The sequence below is a fragment of the Flavobacterium sp. genome, assembly GCF_027483985.1.
In the GTDB taxonomy this organism is placed as follows: domain Bacteria; phylum Bacteroidota; class Bacteroidia; order Flavobacteriales; family Flavobacteriaceae; genus Flavobacterium.
Map to the genome: position 1 here is coordinate 1 of NZ_JAIXTJ010000011.1, position 19927 is coordinate 19927.

21 protein-coding genes are annotated in these 19927 nt (G+C 31.8%); 12 read left to right on the top strand and 9 right to left on the bottom strand.

What is annotated here, in order from left to right; genetic code table 11:
- Positions 1 to 156: OmpA family protein (locus Q0050_RS15295; RefSeq protein ID WP_367277130.1), on the top strand; the 156-nt coding region annotated here is incomplete at its 5' end.
- A gap of 594 nt (positions 157 to 750) precedes the next feature.
- On the opposite strand, the gene Q0050_RS01875 is transcribed toward Q0050_RS15295, so the two are convergent.
- The 8 genes from Q0050_RS01875 to Q0050_RS01910 all read right to left on the bottom strand — a co-directional run bounded on the left by Q0050_RS01875 (position 751) and on the right by Q0050_RS01910 (position 6422).
- Positions 751 to 1248 (bottom strand): CAP domain-containing protein, encoded by a 498-nt coding sequence (locus Q0050_RS01875; RefSeq protein WP_298392108.1) that lies wholly within the window; start codon positions 1246 to 1248, stop codon positions 751 to 753.
- Positions 1249 to 1419: 171 nt separating this feature from the next.
- On the bottom strand, positions 1420 to 2064 hold the full coding sequence (pdxH, locus tag Q0050_RS01880) for a pyridoxamine 5'-phosphate oxidase (protein WP_298392110.1): 645 nt from the start codon (positions 2062 to 2064) through the stop codon (positions 1420 to 1422).
- Positions 2065 to 2274: 210 nt separating this feature from the next.
- On the bottom strand, positions 2275 to 3183 hold the full coding sequence (locus Q0050_RS01885) for a ribonuclease Z (protein WP_298392112.1): 909 nt from the start codon (positions 3181 to 3183) through the stop codon (positions 2275 to 2277).
- Between the two features lie 174 nt (positions 3184 to 3357).
- Positions 3358 to 3573 (bottom strand): hypothetical protein, encoded by a 216-nt coding sequence (locus Q0050_RS01890; RefSeq protein ID WP_298392114.1) that lies wholly within the window; start codon positions 3571 to 3573, stop codon positions 3358 to 3360.
- A 125-nt stretch (positions 3574 to 3698) separates the two neighbouring features.
- Positions 3699 to 4031 (bottom strand): ribonuclease Z, encoded by a 333-nt coding sequence (locus Q0050_RS01895; protein ID WP_298392116.1) that lies wholly within the window; start codon positions 4029 to 4031, stop codon positions 3699 to 3701.
- A 51-nt stretch (positions 4032 to 4082) separates the two neighbouring features.
- Positions 4083 to 5012, bottom strand: a complete 930-nt coding sequence (locus tag Q0050_RS01900; RefSeq protein ID WP_298392118.1) for an aspartate carbamoyltransferase catalytic subunit — start codon at positions 5010 to 5012, stop codon at positions 4083 to 4085.
- A gap of 162 nt (positions 5013 to 5174) precedes the next feature.
- Positions 5175 to 5714, bottom strand: a complete 540-nt coding sequence (gene pyrR / locus Q0050_RS01905; protein ID WP_298392120.1) for a bifunctional pyr operon transcriptional regulator/uracil phosphoribosyltransferase PyrR — start codon at positions 5712 to 5714, stop codon at positions 5175 to 5177.
- Positions 5715 to 5831: 117 nt separating this feature from the next.
- Positions 5832 to 6422 carry a glutathione peroxidase gene (locus Q0050_RS01910; RefSeq protein WP_298392122.1) on the bottom strand — a complete coding sequence of 197 codons (591 nt, stop codon included), beginning with the start codon at positions 6420 to 6422 and terminating at the stop codon, positions 5832 to 5834.
- A 168-nt stretch (positions 6423 to 6590) separates the two neighbouring features.
- Here Q0050_RS01910 and Q0050_RS01915 point away from each other — a divergent pair, with 168 nt between their 5' ends.
- Together Q0050_RS01915 and Q0050_RS01920 are read left to right on the top strand one after the other, a co-directional pair.
- Positions 6591 to 7121, top strand: coding sequence for a sigma-70 family RNA polymerase sigma factor (locus Q0050_RS01915; RefSeq protein ID WP_298392124.1), 531 nt, complete (start codon positions 6591 to 6593; stop codon positions 7119 to 7121).
- Entirely contained in the window at positions 7121 to 7909 is a 789-nt protein-coding gene (locus Q0050_RS01920; RefSeq protein ID WP_298392126.1) for an anti-sigma factor, read from the top strand. The genes Q0050_RS01915 and Q0050_RS01920 overlap by 1 nt, the downstream gene beginning before the upstream one ends.
- A 79-nt stretch (positions 7910 to 7988) precedes the next feature.
- Here the strand turns inward: Q0050_RS01920 and ccsA are convergent, their stop codons facing one another.
- Entirely contained in the window at positions 7989 to 11153 is a 3165-nt protein-coding gene (gene ccsA, locus Q0050_RS01925; protein WP_298392128.1) for a cytochrome c biogenesis protein, read from the bottom strand.
- A gap of 167 nt (positions 11154 to 11320) precedes the next feature.
- On the opposite strand from ccsA, the gene Q0050_RS01930 reads away from it, so the two are divergent.
- The 9 genes from Q0050_RS01930 (at position 11321) to Q0050_RS01970 (ending at position 19878) form a co-directional block, all read left to right on the top strand.
- Complete coding sequence (locus Q0050_RS01930; protein ID WP_298392130.1) at positions 11321 to 12082, top strand: Rossmann-like and DUF2520 domain-containing protein; 762 nt, start codon at positions 11321 to 11323, stop codon at positions 12080 to 12082.
- Positions 12066 to 12593, top strand: a complete 528-nt coding sequence (locus Q0050_RS01935; protein WP_298392132.1) for an HAD family hydrolase — start codon at positions 12066 to 12068, stop codon at positions 12591 to 12593. The genes Q0050_RS01930 and Q0050_RS01935 overlap by 17 nt, the downstream gene beginning before the upstream one ends.
- Before the next feature lie 77 nt (positions 12594 to 12670).
- The gene (locus Q0050_RS01940; RefSeq protein WP_298392134.1) at positions 12671 to 13045 is read left to right on the top strand and encodes a four helix bundle protein; all 375 of its coding nucleotides are present in this window, start codon (positions 12671 to 12673) and stop codon (positions 13043 to 13045) included.
- 136 nt (positions 13046 to 13181) lie between these two features.
- Entirely contained in the window at positions 13182 to 14108 is a 927-nt protein-coding gene (locus tag Q0050_RS01945) for a geranylgeranylglycerol-phosphate geranylgeranyltransferase (protein ID WP_298392136.1), read from the top strand.
- A complete protein-coding gene (locus tag Q0050_RS01950; RefSeq protein ID WP_298392138.1) occupies positions 14101 to 14670 on the top strand; it encodes a Maf-like protein in 570 nt (189 codons plus the stop codon). The genes Q0050_RS01945 and Q0050_RS01950 overlap by 8 nt, the downstream gene beginning before the upstream one ends.
- Positions 14671 to 14725: 55 nt before the next feature.
- Positions 14726 to 14971, top strand: coding sequence for a hypothetical protein (locus Q0050_RS01955; RefSeq protein WP_298392139.1), 246 nt, complete (start codon positions 14726 to 14728; stop codon positions 14969 to 14971).
- A gap of 9 nt (positions 14972 to 14980) precedes the next feature.
- Positions 14981 to 15511, top strand: a complete 531-nt coding sequence (locus Q0050_RS01960) for a mechanosensitive ion channel domain-containing protein (RefSeq protein WP_298392142.1) — start codon at positions 14981 to 14983, stop codon at positions 15509 to 15511.
- An 84-nt stretch (positions 15512 to 15595) separates the two neighbouring features.
- Entirely contained in the window at positions 15596 to 18067 is a 2472-nt protein-coding gene (locus tag Q0050_RS01965) for a PIG-L family deacetylase (protein WP_298392144.1), read from the top strand.
- A 110-nt stretch (positions 18068 to 18177) separates the two neighbouring features.
- Positions 18178 to 19878 (top strand): sodium:solute symporter, encoded by a 1701-nt coding sequence (locus Q0050_RS01970; RefSeq protein ID WP_298392146.1) that lies wholly within the window; start codon positions 18178 to 18180, stop codon positions 19876 to 19878.
- The last annotated feature ends 49 nt before the right edge of the window (positions 19879 to 19927 follow it).

Genomic DNA, 19927 nt, shown 5'->3' on the forward strand with positions numbered 1-19927 from the left:
GCAAAAGGAATCAACAAAAACAGAATTACAGGTAAAGGATATGGAGAATCTCAGCTAGTAAACGATTGTGGATGTGAACCAACAAATCAATCAAACTGCTCAGAAGAACAACACCAAGCCAACAGAAGATCAGAATTTATAATTACGAAATTGTAGATTATTTAATATACAATTGTTTAAACCCTGAGAACCGCTTAAGAAATTAAGCGGTTCTTTTTTTACAATTTGGTTGCCTTAATAGCATAAACCACCGGGATGTCGCTCTTAAAGTATCAGCTTATGAAAAGAATCTAATTGGAACGTAATTAATAACATTTACAAATATTATTATCATTTTTATCAATACCTAGTATTCTAAATTATTATCTGACGAGACAAGAGTTCGTCAAAAAGGAATAATCAATTTCATTTCTTTCCTCACACATAAATTACATAAATCCATTTTGGAGCTTTTAATATTCTAAAGAATTATGAATCTACTTAATAATAAATAAATATTTATGAACTATTAAATTAGTCATTAGTTCAACTACTCTATAATTAAAATGAGACCTTAAATGACAGTTAACTTATACAATATTAAGAAAGGATTTTCTTTCAGCATTCATCAACGAAAGTATGTTGCTCCTTGTTTTCACTTTAACAACTTTTTGAATATCAGTATTTCCAAATAAGACCATTTATTTCAATAAAAAAACCATCTGATAACAGATGGCTTTTTTTTCAAAATCAAACAAAACTATAAATCAATTATTTTTTCATAAACATATTAGTGTAATACTTTTTACCAGTAGCAGGATTAACTGTGATGGAAATTCCAAAATGAGTATAATCTCCTTCTAAATTTGCTTTGTGTCCAGGACTTTGCAACCATGCATACAAAGCAGAATTAGGTGTTGAAAAATTATAAGCAATATTTTCTCCTACTTTTACTGCTCCTAAAACTTGTATAATATTATTAGATCGCTCTTCAAAATAATCGTGATTCACAACATTTTTGTCAATCATATAGTTGTTATGCTCTAATGATTTGTGTGAAATATGATTAATAACTTCTAAGGCATTTAAACCTTGGCTAACTCTATAATTGTTAATTACTTCAACTAATTTTAACTCGTCTTGAGTATAATTGTAGTCAGTTATCAACTTCGCTTCAACTTGTTCTTCTTCTTTAGAATCTGGTGAACAAGAAATTAATGTGAATACCAATGCCATTGGCACAAACAATCTTAGTAGTTTTGCTTTCATAATAGTAGGTTAAGTTTTTTAAAGATAGATGTGGGGCAAAAATCTTTATGTTAATATTGTATGAACGTTTCTCTGATTTCGTTGTACAATATTACTACTATATCGGTTAAACTACAAATAAAATCGATGAACTACATCTTTTTTAATTTTTAATATATATTTTTCTTACAATTAAGATGAAAGTCTTTCCATTTTCCAATTAAAATCTTCTTGAAGTTGGTATCGAATTCGGTCGTGAAGTCGATTCGGACGACCTTGCCAAAATTCAACTTCTTGAGGTCGAATTAAATATCCACCCCAATTGGATGGTCTCGGAATTTCTTTCCCTTCAAAGAACTGTTCTAATTCGTATAACTTATCTTCTAGAACAGCTCTCGAAGCTATAACACTACTCTGTTCAGAAGCAATTGCACCAAGTTTACTACCATTTGGTCGTGAGTCAAAATAGTTATTAGAAGTTATATCAGAAGTTTTTTCGGCAATACCTTTAATAATAACCTGACGTTCTATACTTGGCCAAAAGAAGGAAAGACAAACGTTAGGATTATTAGCAATAGCTTTTCCTTTTTCGGAATCATAATTGGTGTAGAAAACGAAACCTTCTTCATTAAATTTTTTAAGAAGCACTACTCTACTCTTTGGAAATCCGTCTAATCCAATTGTGGAAATGGTCATTGCATTGACTTCATCAACGCCACCAAAATCTTCGGTTTCGTGAAACCATTGATTGAATAAGTTAATTGGATCTTCGGGAATGTTGGTTTCTAAAAGTTCGCTTTTATCGTAGGATTTTCTGTAATCGCCTAAATCTTTCATTGTTTTGTACTTTGTGGAGTTATAAGTACAAAGTTAAAGAGATTTAGCTTTTAAAAAGGAAACAAATGTTAAAATGAATCACTGAATAGCCCTGATTGCAATGGAAATACTTTTTCTTTTTTCTTTAAAAAGAAAAAGATTGGAATGTAAAGCGGGAATAGGGTTTATAGATAAAGACCAAGCCATTCGCTCCTTACTTTAACAAAAACATTAGTCCATTTCGATTTCTTTGCCATCATCGGCTAGAATTACGTTTTGGAAAATAGTTTGTGCTTCTTGTTTAAAGAGGTTTATATCGCCGTAGCGCGTTGAATAATGTCCGAGGATTAAATTACCAACATTAGCTTTAAGTGCAATTGTAGCAGCTTCTTTGGCAGTTGAGTGCATCGTTCTTTCAGAAAGGTGTGCTTCGCTTTCAAGAAAAGTACTTTCGTGGTAGAGATAATCTACGTTTTCTATGATTGGAATGATGTCTTCGTTGTATAAGGTATCACTACAAAAGGCATAAGACTTTGAAGTTTGTGGAGGAAAACTTAATTCGGAATTCGGAATTACAGTTCCATCTTCTAAAGTAATATCGCCACCATATTTTATTTTGTTGTAATAGACTTTATCGATTTCATAATTTTCTACGGCTTCGATGTTGAGTTTTCGTTCTATATTTTTTTCTTCAAATAAAAATCCGTTGGTGTAAACGCGGTGCTTTAATGGAATGGTTTTCACCACTACTCTATCGTCTTCAAAGATTATTTCGGATTCTTTAGATTCTAATTCGTGAAAATATAAATTATAACCAGTAAACGAACCCGAGGCACGAAGTTGAAGCAGAATAATTTCTTTAATTCCTTTTGGTCCATAAACCGTTAAATCACTTTCGCGATTAAGCAACATAAAGGTTGATATCAATCCTACTAATCCATAAAAATGATCGCCGTGAAGATGGGAAATAAAGATGTGATTGATTTTAGAAAACTTGACTTTGCTTTTGCGAAGTTGCACTTGAGTTCCTTCAGCACAATCGATTAAAAATAAACGGTTTTTTATTTCTAAAACTTGAGATGTCGGATTGGAAATAGTTCGTGGCGTTGCGGCATAACAGCCAAGTATGGTTAGCTTCATTTATTTTTAACTTATTCCTTATTTTTTTTCTGATAAATACTAACAAGCATTGCAAAAATCAACAACACGTTAGAAATAATACCAAAATAGTTATCCTCACTTTCCACCGATACTCTATAAATATTTAAACCTAAAAGTATCGTTGAGCAAACTAGGAGAAACCAAGCTAATTTTTTATTTCGCATCGGAATCTATTTTATTATTTTCGATTTTACCCAATTTCACGATTTTGATGATAATGTAAATCAATAGTCCAAGATTTACTGATAATCTTAAATAATCAAACTCTTGGGTTTTAAAACTTGTAATCAATCTACTTGCAAATAAATAGGTTAGTATAAATAATACGCCTACGTAAATATATAATATTGTTGTGTTATTCAATTTCATATCTATTTCTTAAAACTTTTAAACTGTTAAACTTTTAAACTCTTAAACTTATAAACTTTTAAACTTAAAAACTCTTAAACTTAAAAACTCTTAAACTCTTAAACTTATAAACTTTTAAACTTTTCCTAAAATCCCAAATCGCGCTCAATCTCTTCCATTTCAATAATATCGTGCGCTTCTTGTAACGAAGGTACAACGATTAGTTTTGCAGGAACAGCATTAAAATCAATGTCATCAGCAACGATTACCAAAGATTTTTTTCCTTTTTTGTGCGTTTTAGACAAATCAGAAAACAGTTTAATATCTTTTAAGGTTACATTTTTATCGTGACTTATATCGAGTATTAAATTTTGAGATTTAAAACTATGATGTTCTTTGGTTACTTTTTCAAGAAATGAATTTAAATCACCTTGAGTATCTTTTATTGTTGTTGTATGTCCTTTTTGATCTACTTTCATATATTCTGAACTTGTTTCAGAATCTCATCAATGAGAAACTGAAAAAATTTTTTATTGTTTGATTTTACTTGCCAACAAATAAATCACTGCCATTCTAATAGCAACGCCATTTTCAACTTGATCTAAAATTACTGATTGTTGTGAATCGGCAACATCTGATGTGATTTCTACGCCACGATTAATTGGTCCAGGATGCATGATTACGATTTCTTTGTTTAAGGAATCTAATAATGCCTTGTCAACACCATATTGTTGTGCATATTCTCGGGTTGATGGAAAGTAATTTACATCCATTCGTTCGTTTTGAACACGTAACATATTAGCTACATCACACCATTCAAGCGCTTTTCGCAAATTGGGTTCGACTGAAACGCCAAGACTTTCAATATATTTCGGAATTAAAGTTTTTGGTCCGCATACTTTTACTTCAGCACCTTGCATTTGAAGTGCATAAATATTAGAAAGTGCCACACGAGAATGCAAAATATCACCAACAATAACTACTTTTTTTCCAGCAACTTCTCCTAGTCTTTCTCTAATTGAAAAACTATCTAGCAAAGCTTGTGTTGGGTGTTCGTGAGCACCATCACCAGCATTTACAATACTTGCTTTCACATTTTGCGATAAAAAGTAAGCCGCACCAGGATGTGAGTGTCGCATCACAACCATATCGACTTTCATTGCCAAAATATTATTTACTGTGTCAATTAAAGTTTCACCTTTTTTAACAGATGATTGGGCTGCTGAAAAACTAATCACATCAGCTGAAAGACGCTTCTGAGCCAATTCAAATGATAATTTTGTTCTCGTACTGTTTTCGAAAAAAATATTTGCAATAGTAATATCTCGCAAAGAAGGTACTTTTTTTATCGGACGATTGATTACTTCCTTAAAATGATCGGCAGTTTCAAATATCAAATCAATATCTTCTTTAACAAGGTATTTAATTCCTAATAAATGGTTTACACTTAATTCTTTCATTTATTGTTGTGTTGTTGTATGTTGTATTAATGTAAATTGTATTGTTGTATATTGAATTGTTGTATATTGTAATAGTATAATGTATCTTATTTTACATCAGGAATTCTTCTTAAAGTCTTAATATTTAATACCCAAATCTTACTACTTAACTGTAAAACAAAATTAATTCGTAATTAAATAAACTGCATCTTCACCATCGTTTTCAATCCAACAAACTTTTACTTTTTCGTTGTTAATTGCATCTACTTGTCGTCCTCTGTAATCAGGTTGTATTGGTAAATGACGACTGAATCTTCTATCTATTAAAGTAAGAAGTTCTACTTCAGATGGTCGTCCAAAGGACTGAATTGCAGTCAATGCTGCATTGATACTTCTTCCTGTATATAAAACGTCATCAATAAAAACTACTTTCTTATTTTCTACTAAAAAATCAATTTGGGTTTTATTGGCTTCTAATGGTTTTTCGCCACGACGGAAATCATCTCTAAAAAAAGTAATGTCTAAGAAACCTAGCTGAATTGATTTTATAGCATATTCGGATTCCAAAATTTGTTTGATTCGTTCGGCTAGAAATTTTCCTCTTGGCTGTAAACCAATTAAAACAGTAGTAGAAAAATCAAGATGTTTTTCAATTAATTGACAGGCCAAACGATGCAGAATAATATTGACTTCTTTTGCAGTGAGTAATATTTTTTGACTCATAATGAAGTGGTTGTTTGGTGTGTAAAAGTAAATAAAATTATTTGAAGCTACTAATTGAATAGACATAAAAAAATCCCTTAACATAATGAAAAGGGATTTTAGTGTTCTAGTATTTTATTATTTCGAAATCCAATCAACAACTTCTGGATCGGTTGGAAGTACTTGTGGCGAAATAACTTTTTCTAATTCACCATTTTCATTAATTAAATATTTTTGAAAATTCCATTCTACTTCGCTGTCCTTTAATCCGTTTCTAGATTTTTTAGTCAAAAATTGATATAATTCGCACATATCATCACCTTTAACAGAAACCTTGCTCATCATTGGAAAGGACACACCATAATTTTTTTGACAAAAAGCACCTATTTCTTCGTTGGTTCCAGGTTCTTGTTTTCCAAAATTGTTAGCAGGAAAACCTACAATTACAAAGTTTTTATCTTTATATTTTTCATAAATCGCCTCTAAATCTTTGTATTGAGGTGTTAATCCGCACTTAGATGCCGTATTAACTATAAGTATTTTCTTTCCTTTTAAAGAAGAAAAATCAAATTCATCACCACTTAAATCTTTAACCTTAAATTGATAAATGTTTTCTTTTTTCATAATTTCTGTCGTTAGATCAGACTCTAAGTTAGCGCTAGTTTGTGCTTCGTTTTTACAACTCAATAATAGAAATAACGAGACCAATGCTGCAATTCTTATTTTCATAATTTTTAAAATTTTAATAAATATACGCAAATTTAAGAGGTTAAAGTAGTAATCAAGTTAAAAAAAAATGTTAAAAATTTTTTTATTAAAACCATATTCGTTCTCTTTACGTACGTAAAATTACTCTAAATAATTTTACTAACTTTGAACAACCACAAAAAAGAGCTTATGACACAGGAACAATTGATACCGTTAATTTTAAAAAAAGATGATCGAGCATTTACCATAATGTATGATATGTATTCGAAAAGTCTATTTTCAGTAATCTCAAATTTAGTTAAAGAAAGCGAAGAAGCCGAAGATGTGCTTCAAGAAGTATTTGTTAAAATTTGGAAAAACATCGAAAGCTACAATGATTCAAAAGGTCGTTTATATACTTGGATGCTAAACATAGCAAGAAATACCGCTATAGATAAACTACGTTCTAAAGGTTATAACAACAGTCAAAAAAACCTATCGTCTGATAATTTCGTACATCTGTTAGACGACAGCAACAAGTTAGTCAATAGGATCGATACTATTGGGATACAAGAATTTGTTAAGAAGTTAAAACCTAAGTGTATTCAATTAATTGAACTACTATTCTTTCAAGGATACACGCAGCAAGAAGCTTCTGACGAATTGGAAATTCCGCTTGGAACTGTCAAAACACAGAATAGAAATTGCATCAATGATTTAAGAACTTATTTACAAGTATAATGAACACAGAAGAATATATAGAATCGGGAAACTTAGAACTTTACGTTTACGGTTTGTTAAACGAAGAAGAAACTAAGGAAATTAGCGAAATGGCTAAGATCAATCCTGCCATTGGCAAAGAAATTATTTCAATTGAAAAGGCAATTCTTAATTTATCAAGTAGTTTTTCTCCAAATATTTCGGCAGATAACTTTGAAAAAATTAAAGCCCGATTAGAATTGAAGCACGGCAAAGTAATAGATATGAAACCTACATCTAACAGGTCGCAATATCTAGGTTGGGCAGCATCTGTTGCATTGTTGATTGGTGTAGCTTATCAATACAATCAATTAAATACAACATCTAGTCAATTAAATACAATTGAAACTGAAAAGTCAAATCTTCAAAAATCAGTTGTTGAATTAGAATTGAAAAACAAGGAAACAGCTACCGCTTTAAATGTTGTTCGTGATGAGAAAAACACAGTGGTTAGCTTAGCAGGACAAGCTGTTGCTCCTACTTCATCTGCAAAAATCTATTGGAATAAAGAAACTTCAACAGTATATGTAGACGCATCAGGATTACCAGAACCACCAGAAGGAAAAGTATACCAAATTTGGTCACTTAAGTTAAGTCCGACATTAACACCAACAAGTATTGGTTTATTAGAAGATTTCAAAGGAAATGATGAAAAACTATTTGCAGTTAGCGGAACGTCAAACGCCGAAGCATTTGGAATCACTCTTGAACCTGCCGGTGGAAGCAAATCACCTACAATGGAACAGTTATATACTTTAGGAAAAGTATAAAAATATTTAAACCCTAATTAAAAAAAAGGTTCAACATTAATTTGTTGAACCTTTTTTTATGACTACTACTTCTTAACTTTTATTTTTTGAAATAGCGTTTGTATTTGAAGAAAGCAAAAGTTGCTAAGATTGTTATCAGTATCAAAGAATAATAAAACTCTACCGGAGTAACTACTTTATCACCACTTGCATAAGAATGCAATCCTGTAAGATAGAAATTCACTCCAAAATAAGTCATCATTATCGAGTAAAAAGCCAAAACGCTCATCAAGTTATAAATCCAAGTACCACGTAAAGCAGGCACAAATCGAGCGTGAATTACAAAAGCATAAATCATAATACTAATTAAAGCCCAAGTCTCTTTTGGATCCCAACCCCAATATCTTCCCCAAGATTCATTGGCCCATTGTCCGCCAAGGAAATTTCCGATGGTCAACATTACCAAACCTATCGTTAGTGCCATTTCATTGATGTAGGTGATTTCTTTGATGTTTAAATCCATCTTAACTTTGTTCTTCTCATTGGTAAATAACATTAAAATCAAAGCTACTAATCCTAAAATCATTCCTAAAGTAAATGGTCCATAACTAGCTACAATAACGGCTACGTGAATCATTAACCAATAAGAATTCAAAACAGGTTGCAAGTTAGCAATTGCTGGATCCATCCAATTCCAGTGAGCAATCATCAAGATCATTGAAGCTACAAAAGTTCCTGAGGCAACAGTCAACTTCGATTTTCTATCAAATGCTAGCGTAAAAAACATTGTCGCCCAAGCTACATATATCATACTTTCATATGCATCACTCCACGGTGCGTGACCCGAAATGTACCATCGTGCAACCAAACCTAAAGTGTGCAAAGCAAAAAGAACGATAATAAAAATATGAAAACCTGAAACAACGTATCGTATAGATTTTTTCTCAAAAAAGATATTTACTATGGTAAAGACAAGCATCAAAACACCACAAAGCATGTACAAATAATACAAATTCTTGAAAATATCATATTTGTTATATAAGATTTCAGAATTAATTTTATCATCACTTGGTCGTACATCTTTTCCTTCTTTCTTTTGATAATTTTCCATACCAACTAAAAATGTATTGGCCATAGTATAATTATTATCTTGAGAAGCACGCATTAAGGCATCTAAATATATAGGCAATGCGTTTTTTATAGTATCAAGTGAGGTCTTGGTCTCTTGATTAATTTCTAAAAAAGAAGCCCATTTATTATTGACATCATTTGGAATAGGAAATATCTTTAAAATTTGACCACTTAAAGCAGTATTTAATAAATTTACTTTTTTATCCGTTTCAATAAAATCTTTATCAAAATTGTTTGGAATTTGCGATTTATAAGCGGCTTCTAAATAAGGTGATAATTTATAATTTCCTTTAGCATCAAAAAATGATTTTAAAGTGGCATACTTGTCTTCCTTTGCAATTCCGATGATTTTACGAATGCTATCATTTCCTACTTTAATATAAACTAAAGGAACTTCAAACCAAGCCTGCGGAAATTGCGTCATCGAAACAAATACCTGATCAGAATTCATATCTTTATAACTATCACTTTTGCTAACTTTTCGCAATAACTCCGATGAAAAACTATTGATTGGCTTCATTCTTCCACCTTCATCTTGTATGACCAATCTTCCAAACTGTGCTGCGTGCTTTTCTGAAACTTTATATTTCAAAATAGAGTCTACATAGTTGAATTGTACATTTTGTACTGGAACTTGTGCTTTCCCGTGATTATGACCATCGTGATTATCGTGCTTTTGAGAAAATCCAGTCACAGATAACATCAATGCTAGAATGGTAATCAATTTAGATTTTTTATCCTTAATGATTTGTAACTTTCGTTTTAAATCAGCAAAGCGAGAATATTTAGTAAACAAAATGGCCATCATTGCAAAGAATAAAATAAAGTATCCGATGTAAGTAATTAAAGTTCCCCAAAAATCGTGATTAACTGAAAGAACGGTTCCTTTCTCATCAGGATCAAAATTCGCTTGAAAAAATCTAAATCCTTTATAATCAAGAATATTATTCATAAATATTTTGGCATCAAATTGTTCTTTTCCATCTTGTAAAGTCACCATACTCTCAAAGGCAGAATAACGTTTTTCTGTTCCAGGATAGCGTTTAGCAACAAAATCATTCAACTTTAAATTAAACGGTAACGTATAAACCTTGCTTCCAAAGAAAAAAGTAAATTCTAATTTTCCAACTTTAAAACTTTGCGGTGTTCCTTGTTTTCCTTTCGATCCAACCAATGTAATTTCTTTTTCTTGTCCATCAGCTGTAACTTTGATTACGAGGGCATCATCACCACTTTTGGCTTTAAAATCACCGCTTGCTTTATATGACTTCTCACCTTTAATTGGTTGATCTGGAAAAACAAATTGCGCTCCACCTAAGTTATAAAGGGAACGAAACATCAATGGCTGCAATAAATCTTTCTTAATCGTTCCTTGAAATTGATCAGCCATTCGCATAAAATTTCCGTCAAATGGAGCTTCAATGGTAGTGTTTCCGTCTTTAATTGTTATATTAATGGCACCTTTGGTATACGAATTTAGAGCAAACAATACATTGTGAATATTTTGAACCTCACCTTCTTTTAGGTAATGTTCGTGTCGTTGTCCGCCACCAGACTCTACCATTTTAAGATGGTATTTACCATTAGGCGTTGATTTAATAGTTTCTTTAGCGTCTAATATAAAGTCTTTGTATTCTACTTCAAATTTGGTATCTGCAAATTTATCTTTATAATTAAAATGGTTATTGGTAACAGGCGAAAGCAATAACGGTTTTTCAAATGTTCTACGTTTCATTTCACCATTAAATTGCCCATCAACATAATAAATAAGATAGTTTTTATCAGAATAAATTTGATTTGATGCCTCACCTTCTCTAATCGGCATCATTCCTTCATAACTGATGTATCTTGTAATTCCAGCACCAATTAATATGAATATGAATGACAAATGCAAAAGCAAGGTTGCCCATTTTTCTTTTTTAAGCAATTGGTATCTTGAAATGTTTCCGAAGAAATTGATAAGAAAAAAGACGTGAATGGCTTCAAACCACCAAGAATTGTAAATGATAATTCGTGCAGTATCTGAATTGTAAGCATTTTCAATAAAAGTTCCTGCTGCCATTGCTGCTGCATAACCAATAAATAAAACTGCCATTAAACGCGTTGAAAAAAGTATAGATTTAATTTTTTCCATAAGGATTTTTGGAATGATTTTTAATGCCCTAATTAAAGGAGTACAAAAGTAAATTAAAATTGTGGATTTAGTAAAATTTACACCAACGTTTTAAGGGATTTTTAAGAGACGTTGATATTATCATTTTTTACTAGTACAATAAAATATATTTTCAATATTTTTACCGAATGATTTCAATTACAATAATTGGTTCGGGTAACGTTGCTCAGCATTTAATTAAAGCCATTTCTAAATCTACTGTTTTAGAACTGAAACAGGTGCTTGCTCGCACTACTGAATCAGTAGCACATCTTGTTGATTCTAATTTAATTACAACTGATGTTTCGCGGTTAACCGAGGCAGATTTATATATTATTTCTGTATCAGATGACGCTATTTATGAAGTATCGGACTCATTTAAATTTTCAGATAAATTAGTTGCACATACCTCAGGAAGTGTTGCTATTACTGAGTTAGCTGATTCCAATAGAAAAGCTGTTTTTTATCCGTTGCAAACGTTATCTAAAAATAAAGATATTAACTTCAAAGAAGTTCCTCTATGTTTAGAAGCACAAAACGACCAAGATTTAGCTCTTATAATGCAAATTGCTAGTGCTATTTCGGATAAAGCTTTTGAAATAAATTCGGAACAAAGAAAATCATTACACGTTTCAGCTGTTTTTGTGAGTAATTTTGTAAATCATCTCTACAAAATAGGTAGTGATATTTGTATCGAACATCAAGTTCCTTTTGAAATTTTGAAGCCTTTGATTTTAGAGACGGCAAACAAAGTACAAATTATGGAACCTAATGAAGCTCAAACTGGACCAGCAAAGCGAAATGACACCACTACAATAAACAAACATTTAAACCTTTTATCTGATGAAAATCAGAAAGATATATACAAAATTCTAACAAAATCTATTATTGATAATGGCAGAAAGTTATAAAGAAATAATGAACGACATTGACACTTTTATTTTTGATGTCGATGGCGTGCTTACAGACAGTTCGGTTCACGTATCACAAAACGGCGAAATGCTACGAATTATGAACATTCGCGATGGTTTTGCAATGAAAGCTGCGATTGAAAGTGGTTATAACGTATGCATTATTTCAGGAGGAAACAATGAAGGTGTCCGAATTAGACTCCGAAACTTAGGAATTACCGATATCCATTTAGCATCGCCTAACAAAGTAGAAACGTTTAAAGAATACACCGAATTATATAATATAAATCCAGAAAAAGTACTCTATATGGGTGATGATATTCCAGATTACCACGTAATGCAATTGGTAGGTTTGCCCACTTGTCCGCAAGATGCTGTAGCCGAAATCAAAGCTATTTCTAAATATATTTCTCACAAAAACGGTGGAAAAGGTGCCGTGCGCGAAGTCATCGAACAAGTAATGAAAGTACAAGGAAAATGGCATTTGTATTATAACGGAAAACACGACTAATTTAGTAATCAGTGTTCAGTAATCAGTTTGCAGTTTCTTTAGAAGTGTTAATTTAGAATTCAGTTTATTATTTAGTTATGACATTTCAAGATTTATTAACTTATCAAAAATCATTTGCATTGGCAATGAAAGTATTTAGACTTTCAAAATCCTTTCCAAAAGAAGAAACTTATTCTTTAACAGACCAAATACGAAGATCTTCAAGAAGTGTTTCTGCAAATATTGCTGAAGCTTATAGAAAACGGGATTATCCTAAACATTTTCATAGTAAATTAACTGATTCAGATGCTGAAAACTCTGAAACCCAAGTTTGGTTAGAATATTCTTTAGCTTGTGAATACATAACAAATGATATTTATTTAGAATTATTAAAAGAATCGAAAGAAGTAGGGAAATTGATAAATTATATGATTCTGAATCCAAAAAAATTTGGAGTAAAAGAAGATAAATAATAAATTAAGTACTATTACTAATTACTTAATACTTAACACGAAACACTGAACACTAAACACTGAGCACTGAAAACTGAACACTAAACACCGAACACTGAACACTGAACACTGAATACTGAACACTGAATACTAAAAAATGAACTTTCTAAAACTAATACGTTACCAAAACCTACTTTTACTAGCATTAATGCAACTAATCATTCGTTTTGGATACCTTGAACTTATAAACATACCTTTATCTTTGTGGTATTGGCAATACAGTTTACTTATTTTGGCAACCGTTTTAATTGCTGCTGGTGGTTATGTAATCAATGATATTTTTGACCAAGAAACCGATGCAGTAAACAAGCCAAATAGCCGAATTATTGGAACAAAAATCTCCGAAGCTACGGCTTACATTATTTATGCGTCGTTAACTATTTCAGGTGTGGCTTGCGGATTTATTTTAGCCAATACGGTAGAACATCCAAATTTTGCTGTCGTATTTGTTTTGATCGCTACACTACTCTATTTTTATGCTAGTACTTTAAAACAAATGACTCTAATTGGCAATATTGTTGTCGCTGCATTATTAGCTTTTTCCGTTATTATTATCGGAATGTTTGATATTTTTCCGAATACTTTTGACATCAATAGAACACAAATGACTTTGGCTTTTGCCATTTTATTAGATTATGCGAAATTTGCTTTCATAATTAATTTAGTAAGAGAAATAATCAAAGACATTCAAGATGTTACAGGTGATGCTACTCAAGATATGAAGACACTTCCTATTGTATTTGGTGTTGCTAAAACCAGAATTATTGCTTTTGTACTGCTGCTACTTCCGGCACTTTACTTATTGTTTTATACCAAATCTTATTTATTTGAAAATAATTTATTTTACAGTTTAGCCTATCTACTTTTCTTCGTAATTGCCCCAATAATGGTGTGCTTAGTGCACATTTGGAATGCCAAAGAAAACAAAGACTACAAATTCATCAGTCAATTGTTAAAATGGATCATATTCTTCGGAATTTTATCAATTGCGGTAACTACATTAAACATAAAATTCAATGCTTAACGACTATAAAATCATTCTGGCATCTGGTTCACCAAGAAGGCAACAATTTTTCAAAGATTTGGACTTGAAATTTGAAATTCGACTTAAAGAAATCGAAGAAATTTATCCTGATAATCTTAAAGCTGAAGAAATAACCAACTATTTAGCCGAATTAAAAGCCAAAGCATTTGAAGGTGATTTAGCTAATGATGAACTCTTAATAACAAGCGATACTTTGGTCTGGTTAAATGGTAAAGCCTTAGGTAAACCAAAAGATTATAATGATGCTTTTCAAATTTTAAAATCTTTATCCAACCAAACGCACGAAGTAATTACTTCAGTTTGTTTCACAACAACCTCTAAATCAGAGACTATATTTGATATAACAAAAGTGTCTTTTAAAAAACTATCAGACGATTCAATTCGCTTTTATTTAGATAATTACAAACCTTTTGACAAAGCTGGAGCTTATGGAATTCAAGAATGGATTGGACTAGTAGGTATACATAAAATTGAAGGTTCATATACTAATGTTGTGGGTTTACCTACCGAAAAAGTATATACTTATTTAACATCTATTTAAAGATAAAGTGTGTAACTTTACATTTCAAAAATTAGATTAAATAAGGAGCTGAATTATGGAAACTGAAGAAGAAATCAATGCTAAAATTCTTAAAATCACAATGGTCATTCAGGAAAATTATCCCGAATTATCAAAGTATTTAAACGAAATGCCAATCACAATTCCGATTGATAGCCGACCAGAGGTTAACGTAAAAAACCTTCAAAAATATTATGACAATTTGGTAGCTTTGTTTAGAAATTATGTAGCTGAACACCAGTTAAACTATATCAACCAACATAAAGATTTAGGGCATTTATAAAGATTTCAAATGGATGTTTTTAATAACTTTACAGTCGAAATAATTGCAACAGCAATTGTCTTGTTATTGGTATTTGTGCTGCGATTTATAATCGCAAAATTAGTTAGAAAATATGCCAAAACAAGTGAAATAATTGAACAACGAGCTAATCTTGTTACAAAATATATTGATCTTCTAATCAACATTATAGCCATCATTTCGCTTATTGTAATTTGGGGTGTAAAAAAAGATCAAATACTACTAACGGTTTCCTCAATAACAACTGTTGTTGGTGTTGCAATGTTTGCACAATGGTCGATTTTAAGTAACATAACAGCAGGCGTAATTTTGTTCTTTTTCTTTCCGTTCAAAATTGGAGATACAATCAAAATCCACGACAAAGATTTCCCTATTCAAGCTGAAATTGAAGACATTAGCGCATTCCACATCAACTTAAAAACCATTGATGGCGAACGCATTACCTATCCAAATAATTTGCTACTTCAAAAAGGGATTTCGATTATCTCCAACACAATACATAACGATGAGTTTACAGATTGATAAATTCTGTTAAAGAAATTCAAAAAAAACCTTCCTATTTATAATAATTACTACATTTGATGCTATTGCAAAAATTAAAATCAAATGCAGAAAAATTATACTTTTCTATTGCTTTTCTTAGGATTATCGTTGGTTGCACAACGTCCACAAAAACCAAATTCGGTTGAAATTTATCATCAAATTGAGAAACTTAACTTTTTGGGTTCTGTTTTATATGTTGCGGCACATCCAGACGATGAAAACACGCGATTAATTTCTTATTTATCTAACGAAAAAAATGCTCGAACAGGCTATCTTTCTTTAACTCGAGGCGATGGCGGACAAAACTTAATCGGACCTGAATTGCGAGAACTACTTGGTGTAATCAGAACGCAAGAACTTATCGAAGCTAGAAAAATTGATGGCGGTGAGCAACTGTTTTCACGCGCTAATGATTTTGGTTTTTCAAAAAATCCTGACGAAACTTTGCAAATATGGGATAAAGACCAAGTGCTAAGCGATGTTATTTGGGCTATCAGAAAATTCCAACCTGATGTTATTATCAATCGTTTTGACCATCGTTCACCAGGAACAACTCACGGACATCACACCGCTTCGGCAATGTTGAGCCTTGAAGCATTTGATAAAACCAATGACGCATCTGTATTTCCTAATCAACTACAATATGTAACAACTTGGCAACCCAAACGTATTTTCTTCAATACTTCCTGGTGGTTTTATGGTAGCAAAGAAAAATTTGATAAAGCCGATAAATCCAATTTGAGCCAACTTCAAACAGGTGTGTACTACGAACAATTCGGTAAGTCCAATCAAGAGATTGCCGCACTGAGCAGAAGTTGCCACCAATCACAAGGTTTCGGAAGTACCGGCGCTCGTGGTGAAGAAGAGGAATATTTAGAATTTTTAAAAGGCGAATCTTTAAAAGATAAAACCAATTTGTTTGAAGGTATTGACACTTCTTGGAATCGCATTCCAGGTGAAAATCTTATTGGAAGTATTCTAGAAAAAGTACAAAGTAATTTTGATTTCAAAAATCCAGAAGCTAGTATTCCTGAATTAGTAAAAGCCTACGAATTAATCCAAAAATTAGAAGATGACCATTGGAAAACCATTAAATCAGAGGAAATTAAAAAGATAATTGCTGCTTGTGCCGGACTTTACTTAGAATCGGTTGCCGACGTGCAAGAAATTGCTACTGGAAACAAAACTAAAGTCAAACAAGAAGCCATCAACCGTAGTAAAGTAAAAATGTATTGGCTTTCTGGTATAAACAACGCTCAAAAAACAGAACTTCTTTTCAACAAAGTAGTTACTAATTCAATTGAAGTTGAAATTGATGCTACTGATCCTTTCACAAGTCCGTACTATTTAAATGAAAAAGGAACTGTTGGTATGTATACCGTGAACGACCAGAGAAATATTGGTAAACCCGATGTTATTTCAAGAATTCCAGACACGTTTTTAATCGAAATCAACGGCGTTACCATTCCTTTTGAAAGAAATATAGTGTACAAATACAACGATGATGTAAAAGGAGAAGTCTATCAACCGCTTGATGTTGTGCCTGTTGTAACATCTTCTATTCAAGAAAAAGTCACCATTTTTCCTAATAACAAAGAAAAACCTGTTACTGTAAAAATTAAAGCTGGAACAGAAGCAATTGCAGGATCAATAAGTTTAGAAGTACCACAAAATTGGACAGTTTCACCTGCATCAATTCTGTTTTCACTTGCTAAAAAAGGTGAAGAACAACTTGCCATATTTAATGTAACGCCTCCAAAAGAAGCATCTGATGTTACTATTAAAAGTGTAGTAACTATTAATGGTCAAACCTTTGACAAAGAAAAAATCGACATCAATTATCCACACATTTACAAACAAATGGTTTTAAAATCAGCTGAGGCAAAGGCCATTAAATTGAATATCAAAACCAAATCCGAAAAAATTGCCTACATTATGGGTGCAGGTGATGAAGTTCCTAAAAGTCTGACGCAAATGGGTTATGAAGTAACCATCTTAAAACCTGAAGAAATCACAAATGAAAAACTTCAAAATTTTGATGTCGTAATGACCGGAATTCGTGCATATAATGTTGTAAATGCGCTCGGATTCAAACAAAACCTACTTTTTGATTTTGTTAAAAATGGCAAAACAATGATTGTACAATACAACACACTTGACGATTTAGTTACAAAAGAAATCGCTCCTTTTTCTGTAAAATTATCAAGAGATAGAGTCACAGAAGAAAATGCCGAAGTCCGATTTTTAAATCCAAATCATCCGGTTTTAAATTATCCTAACAAAATAACAGCTGATGATTTTAAAGGCTGGAAACAAGAACAAGGTTTGTATTATCCAAGCGAATGGGATGCTAATTTTACGCCAATTATTTCAGCAAATGATAAAGGTGAAAAACCCAAAGATGGCGCCATTTTAGTAGCAAAATACGGTAAAGGAAATTACATTTACACCGGAATAAGTTTCTTCAGAGAATTGCCAGAAGGTGTTCCTGGAGCATTTCGTTTATTAGCAAATATGATCGCAATTGGAAAATAATATGGAGCCAAAAAAACAAAATAAATGGAATAACAACTATACGTGGCTTTTAGTAATGAACGCCGTTTATATCATCATTTTTTTTATGCTAATGCAAATTTTCTACTAATATGCAACAAATAGATTGGATTATTCTCTCGGCAACACTCTTGTTTATTGTTGTATATGGCGTTTACAAAACCAAAGGAAGTAAAAACGTTGAAGATTACATACTTGGAAATAAAGAAACCAATTGGTGGACCGTTGGACTTTCTGTTATGGCTACTCAAGCAAGTGCCATTACATTCTTATCAACGCCAGGTCAAGCCTACCATGACGGAATGGGTTTTGTACAGTTTTATTTTGGATTGCCAATTGCAATGGTTGTCATTTGCTATACATTTATTCCAATCTACAATAAATTAAAAGTATACACTGCTTATGAATATCTAGAACAACGTTTTGACTTGAAAACGCGTTCGTTTGCAGCAATAATTTTTCTCATTCAGCGTGGTTTAGGAACTGGATTTACAATTTATGCACCAGCAATTATTCTTTCAACATTGTTGGGCTGGAATTTAACTTTGTTAAACATAATTATCGGAATATTAGTAATTATATATACTTACACTGGTGGAACAAAAGCGGTTAACGTAACCCAAAAACAGCAAATGTTTGTAATTATGAGCGGAATGTTTATTACATTTTACCTTATCTTACACATGTTACCCAACGAAATGACTTTCAGTAATGCTTTGCATATTGCTGGAGCAAACGACAAAATGAATATTGTTGACTTTTCATTCAATCCCGAAACACGATACACTTTTTGGAGCGGAATAGCTGGTGGTTTCTTTCTTAGCCTAGCTTATTTTGGTACAGATCAGTCGCAAGTAGGTCGCTATTTATCGGGCAAATCTGACAGAGAAAGCCAAAAAGGATTGATAATGAACGGATTTCTGAAAGTTCCGATGCAATTTTTTATCTTGCTGACAGGAGTTATGGTTTTTGTATTTTTCCAATTCAATGATGTTCCGCTGAATTTTAATCCGATAAATAAAGCAACCATTGAAAAATCAATTTATGCCGATCAGTACCATGCTCTTGAAAAACAATTAAATGATTTAACTGAAGAAAAAAAAGAATACAACTTGTTGTATATGGATCATTTAAATCAAAATTATGACAATCCAATACTAAGAAATAAATTGGTAGCCATTTCTGGAAAAGAAAAAGATCTGCGAGATCAAGCCAAAGAACTAATTACCAAAGCCGACCCAAAATCGGAAACCAATGATAAAGACTACGTATTTCTGTATTTTATTTTAAATTATTTACCCAAAGGATTGATTGGATTATTGCTTGCTGTAATACTTTCGGCTGCAATGTCATCTTCGGCATCCGGATTGACAGCATTGGCTTCGACCACAGCAATTGACATTTACAAACGTAATTTAAAATCAGAAAAATCAGAAAAACACTATGTTGATGCTACCAAATATTTCACTTTACTTTGGGGAATAATTGCTATTCTTTTTGCCTGCGTTGGATCATTATTTGAGAATCTTATTCAATTAGTAAATATTGTAGGCTCGATTTTTTATGGAACCGTATTGGGTATTTTCCTTGTTGGTTTTTATATCAAATTTGTGAAAGCAAGAGCTATTTTTTGGAGTGCCGTGGTAAGTCAATTAACTATCTTTTACATCTACTATTTGGATGTGGTAAGTTTCTTATGGTTAAATTTTATTGGTGCTTTACTCACAATTATTCTAGCGTTACTAGGCCAACTCTTCTTAAAAGAAAATAACTCGAAAGAAGTTACCGCATAAAAAAAACGTCCCAATTTCTTGGGACGTTTTTCATTAAAAACAGTGCAAA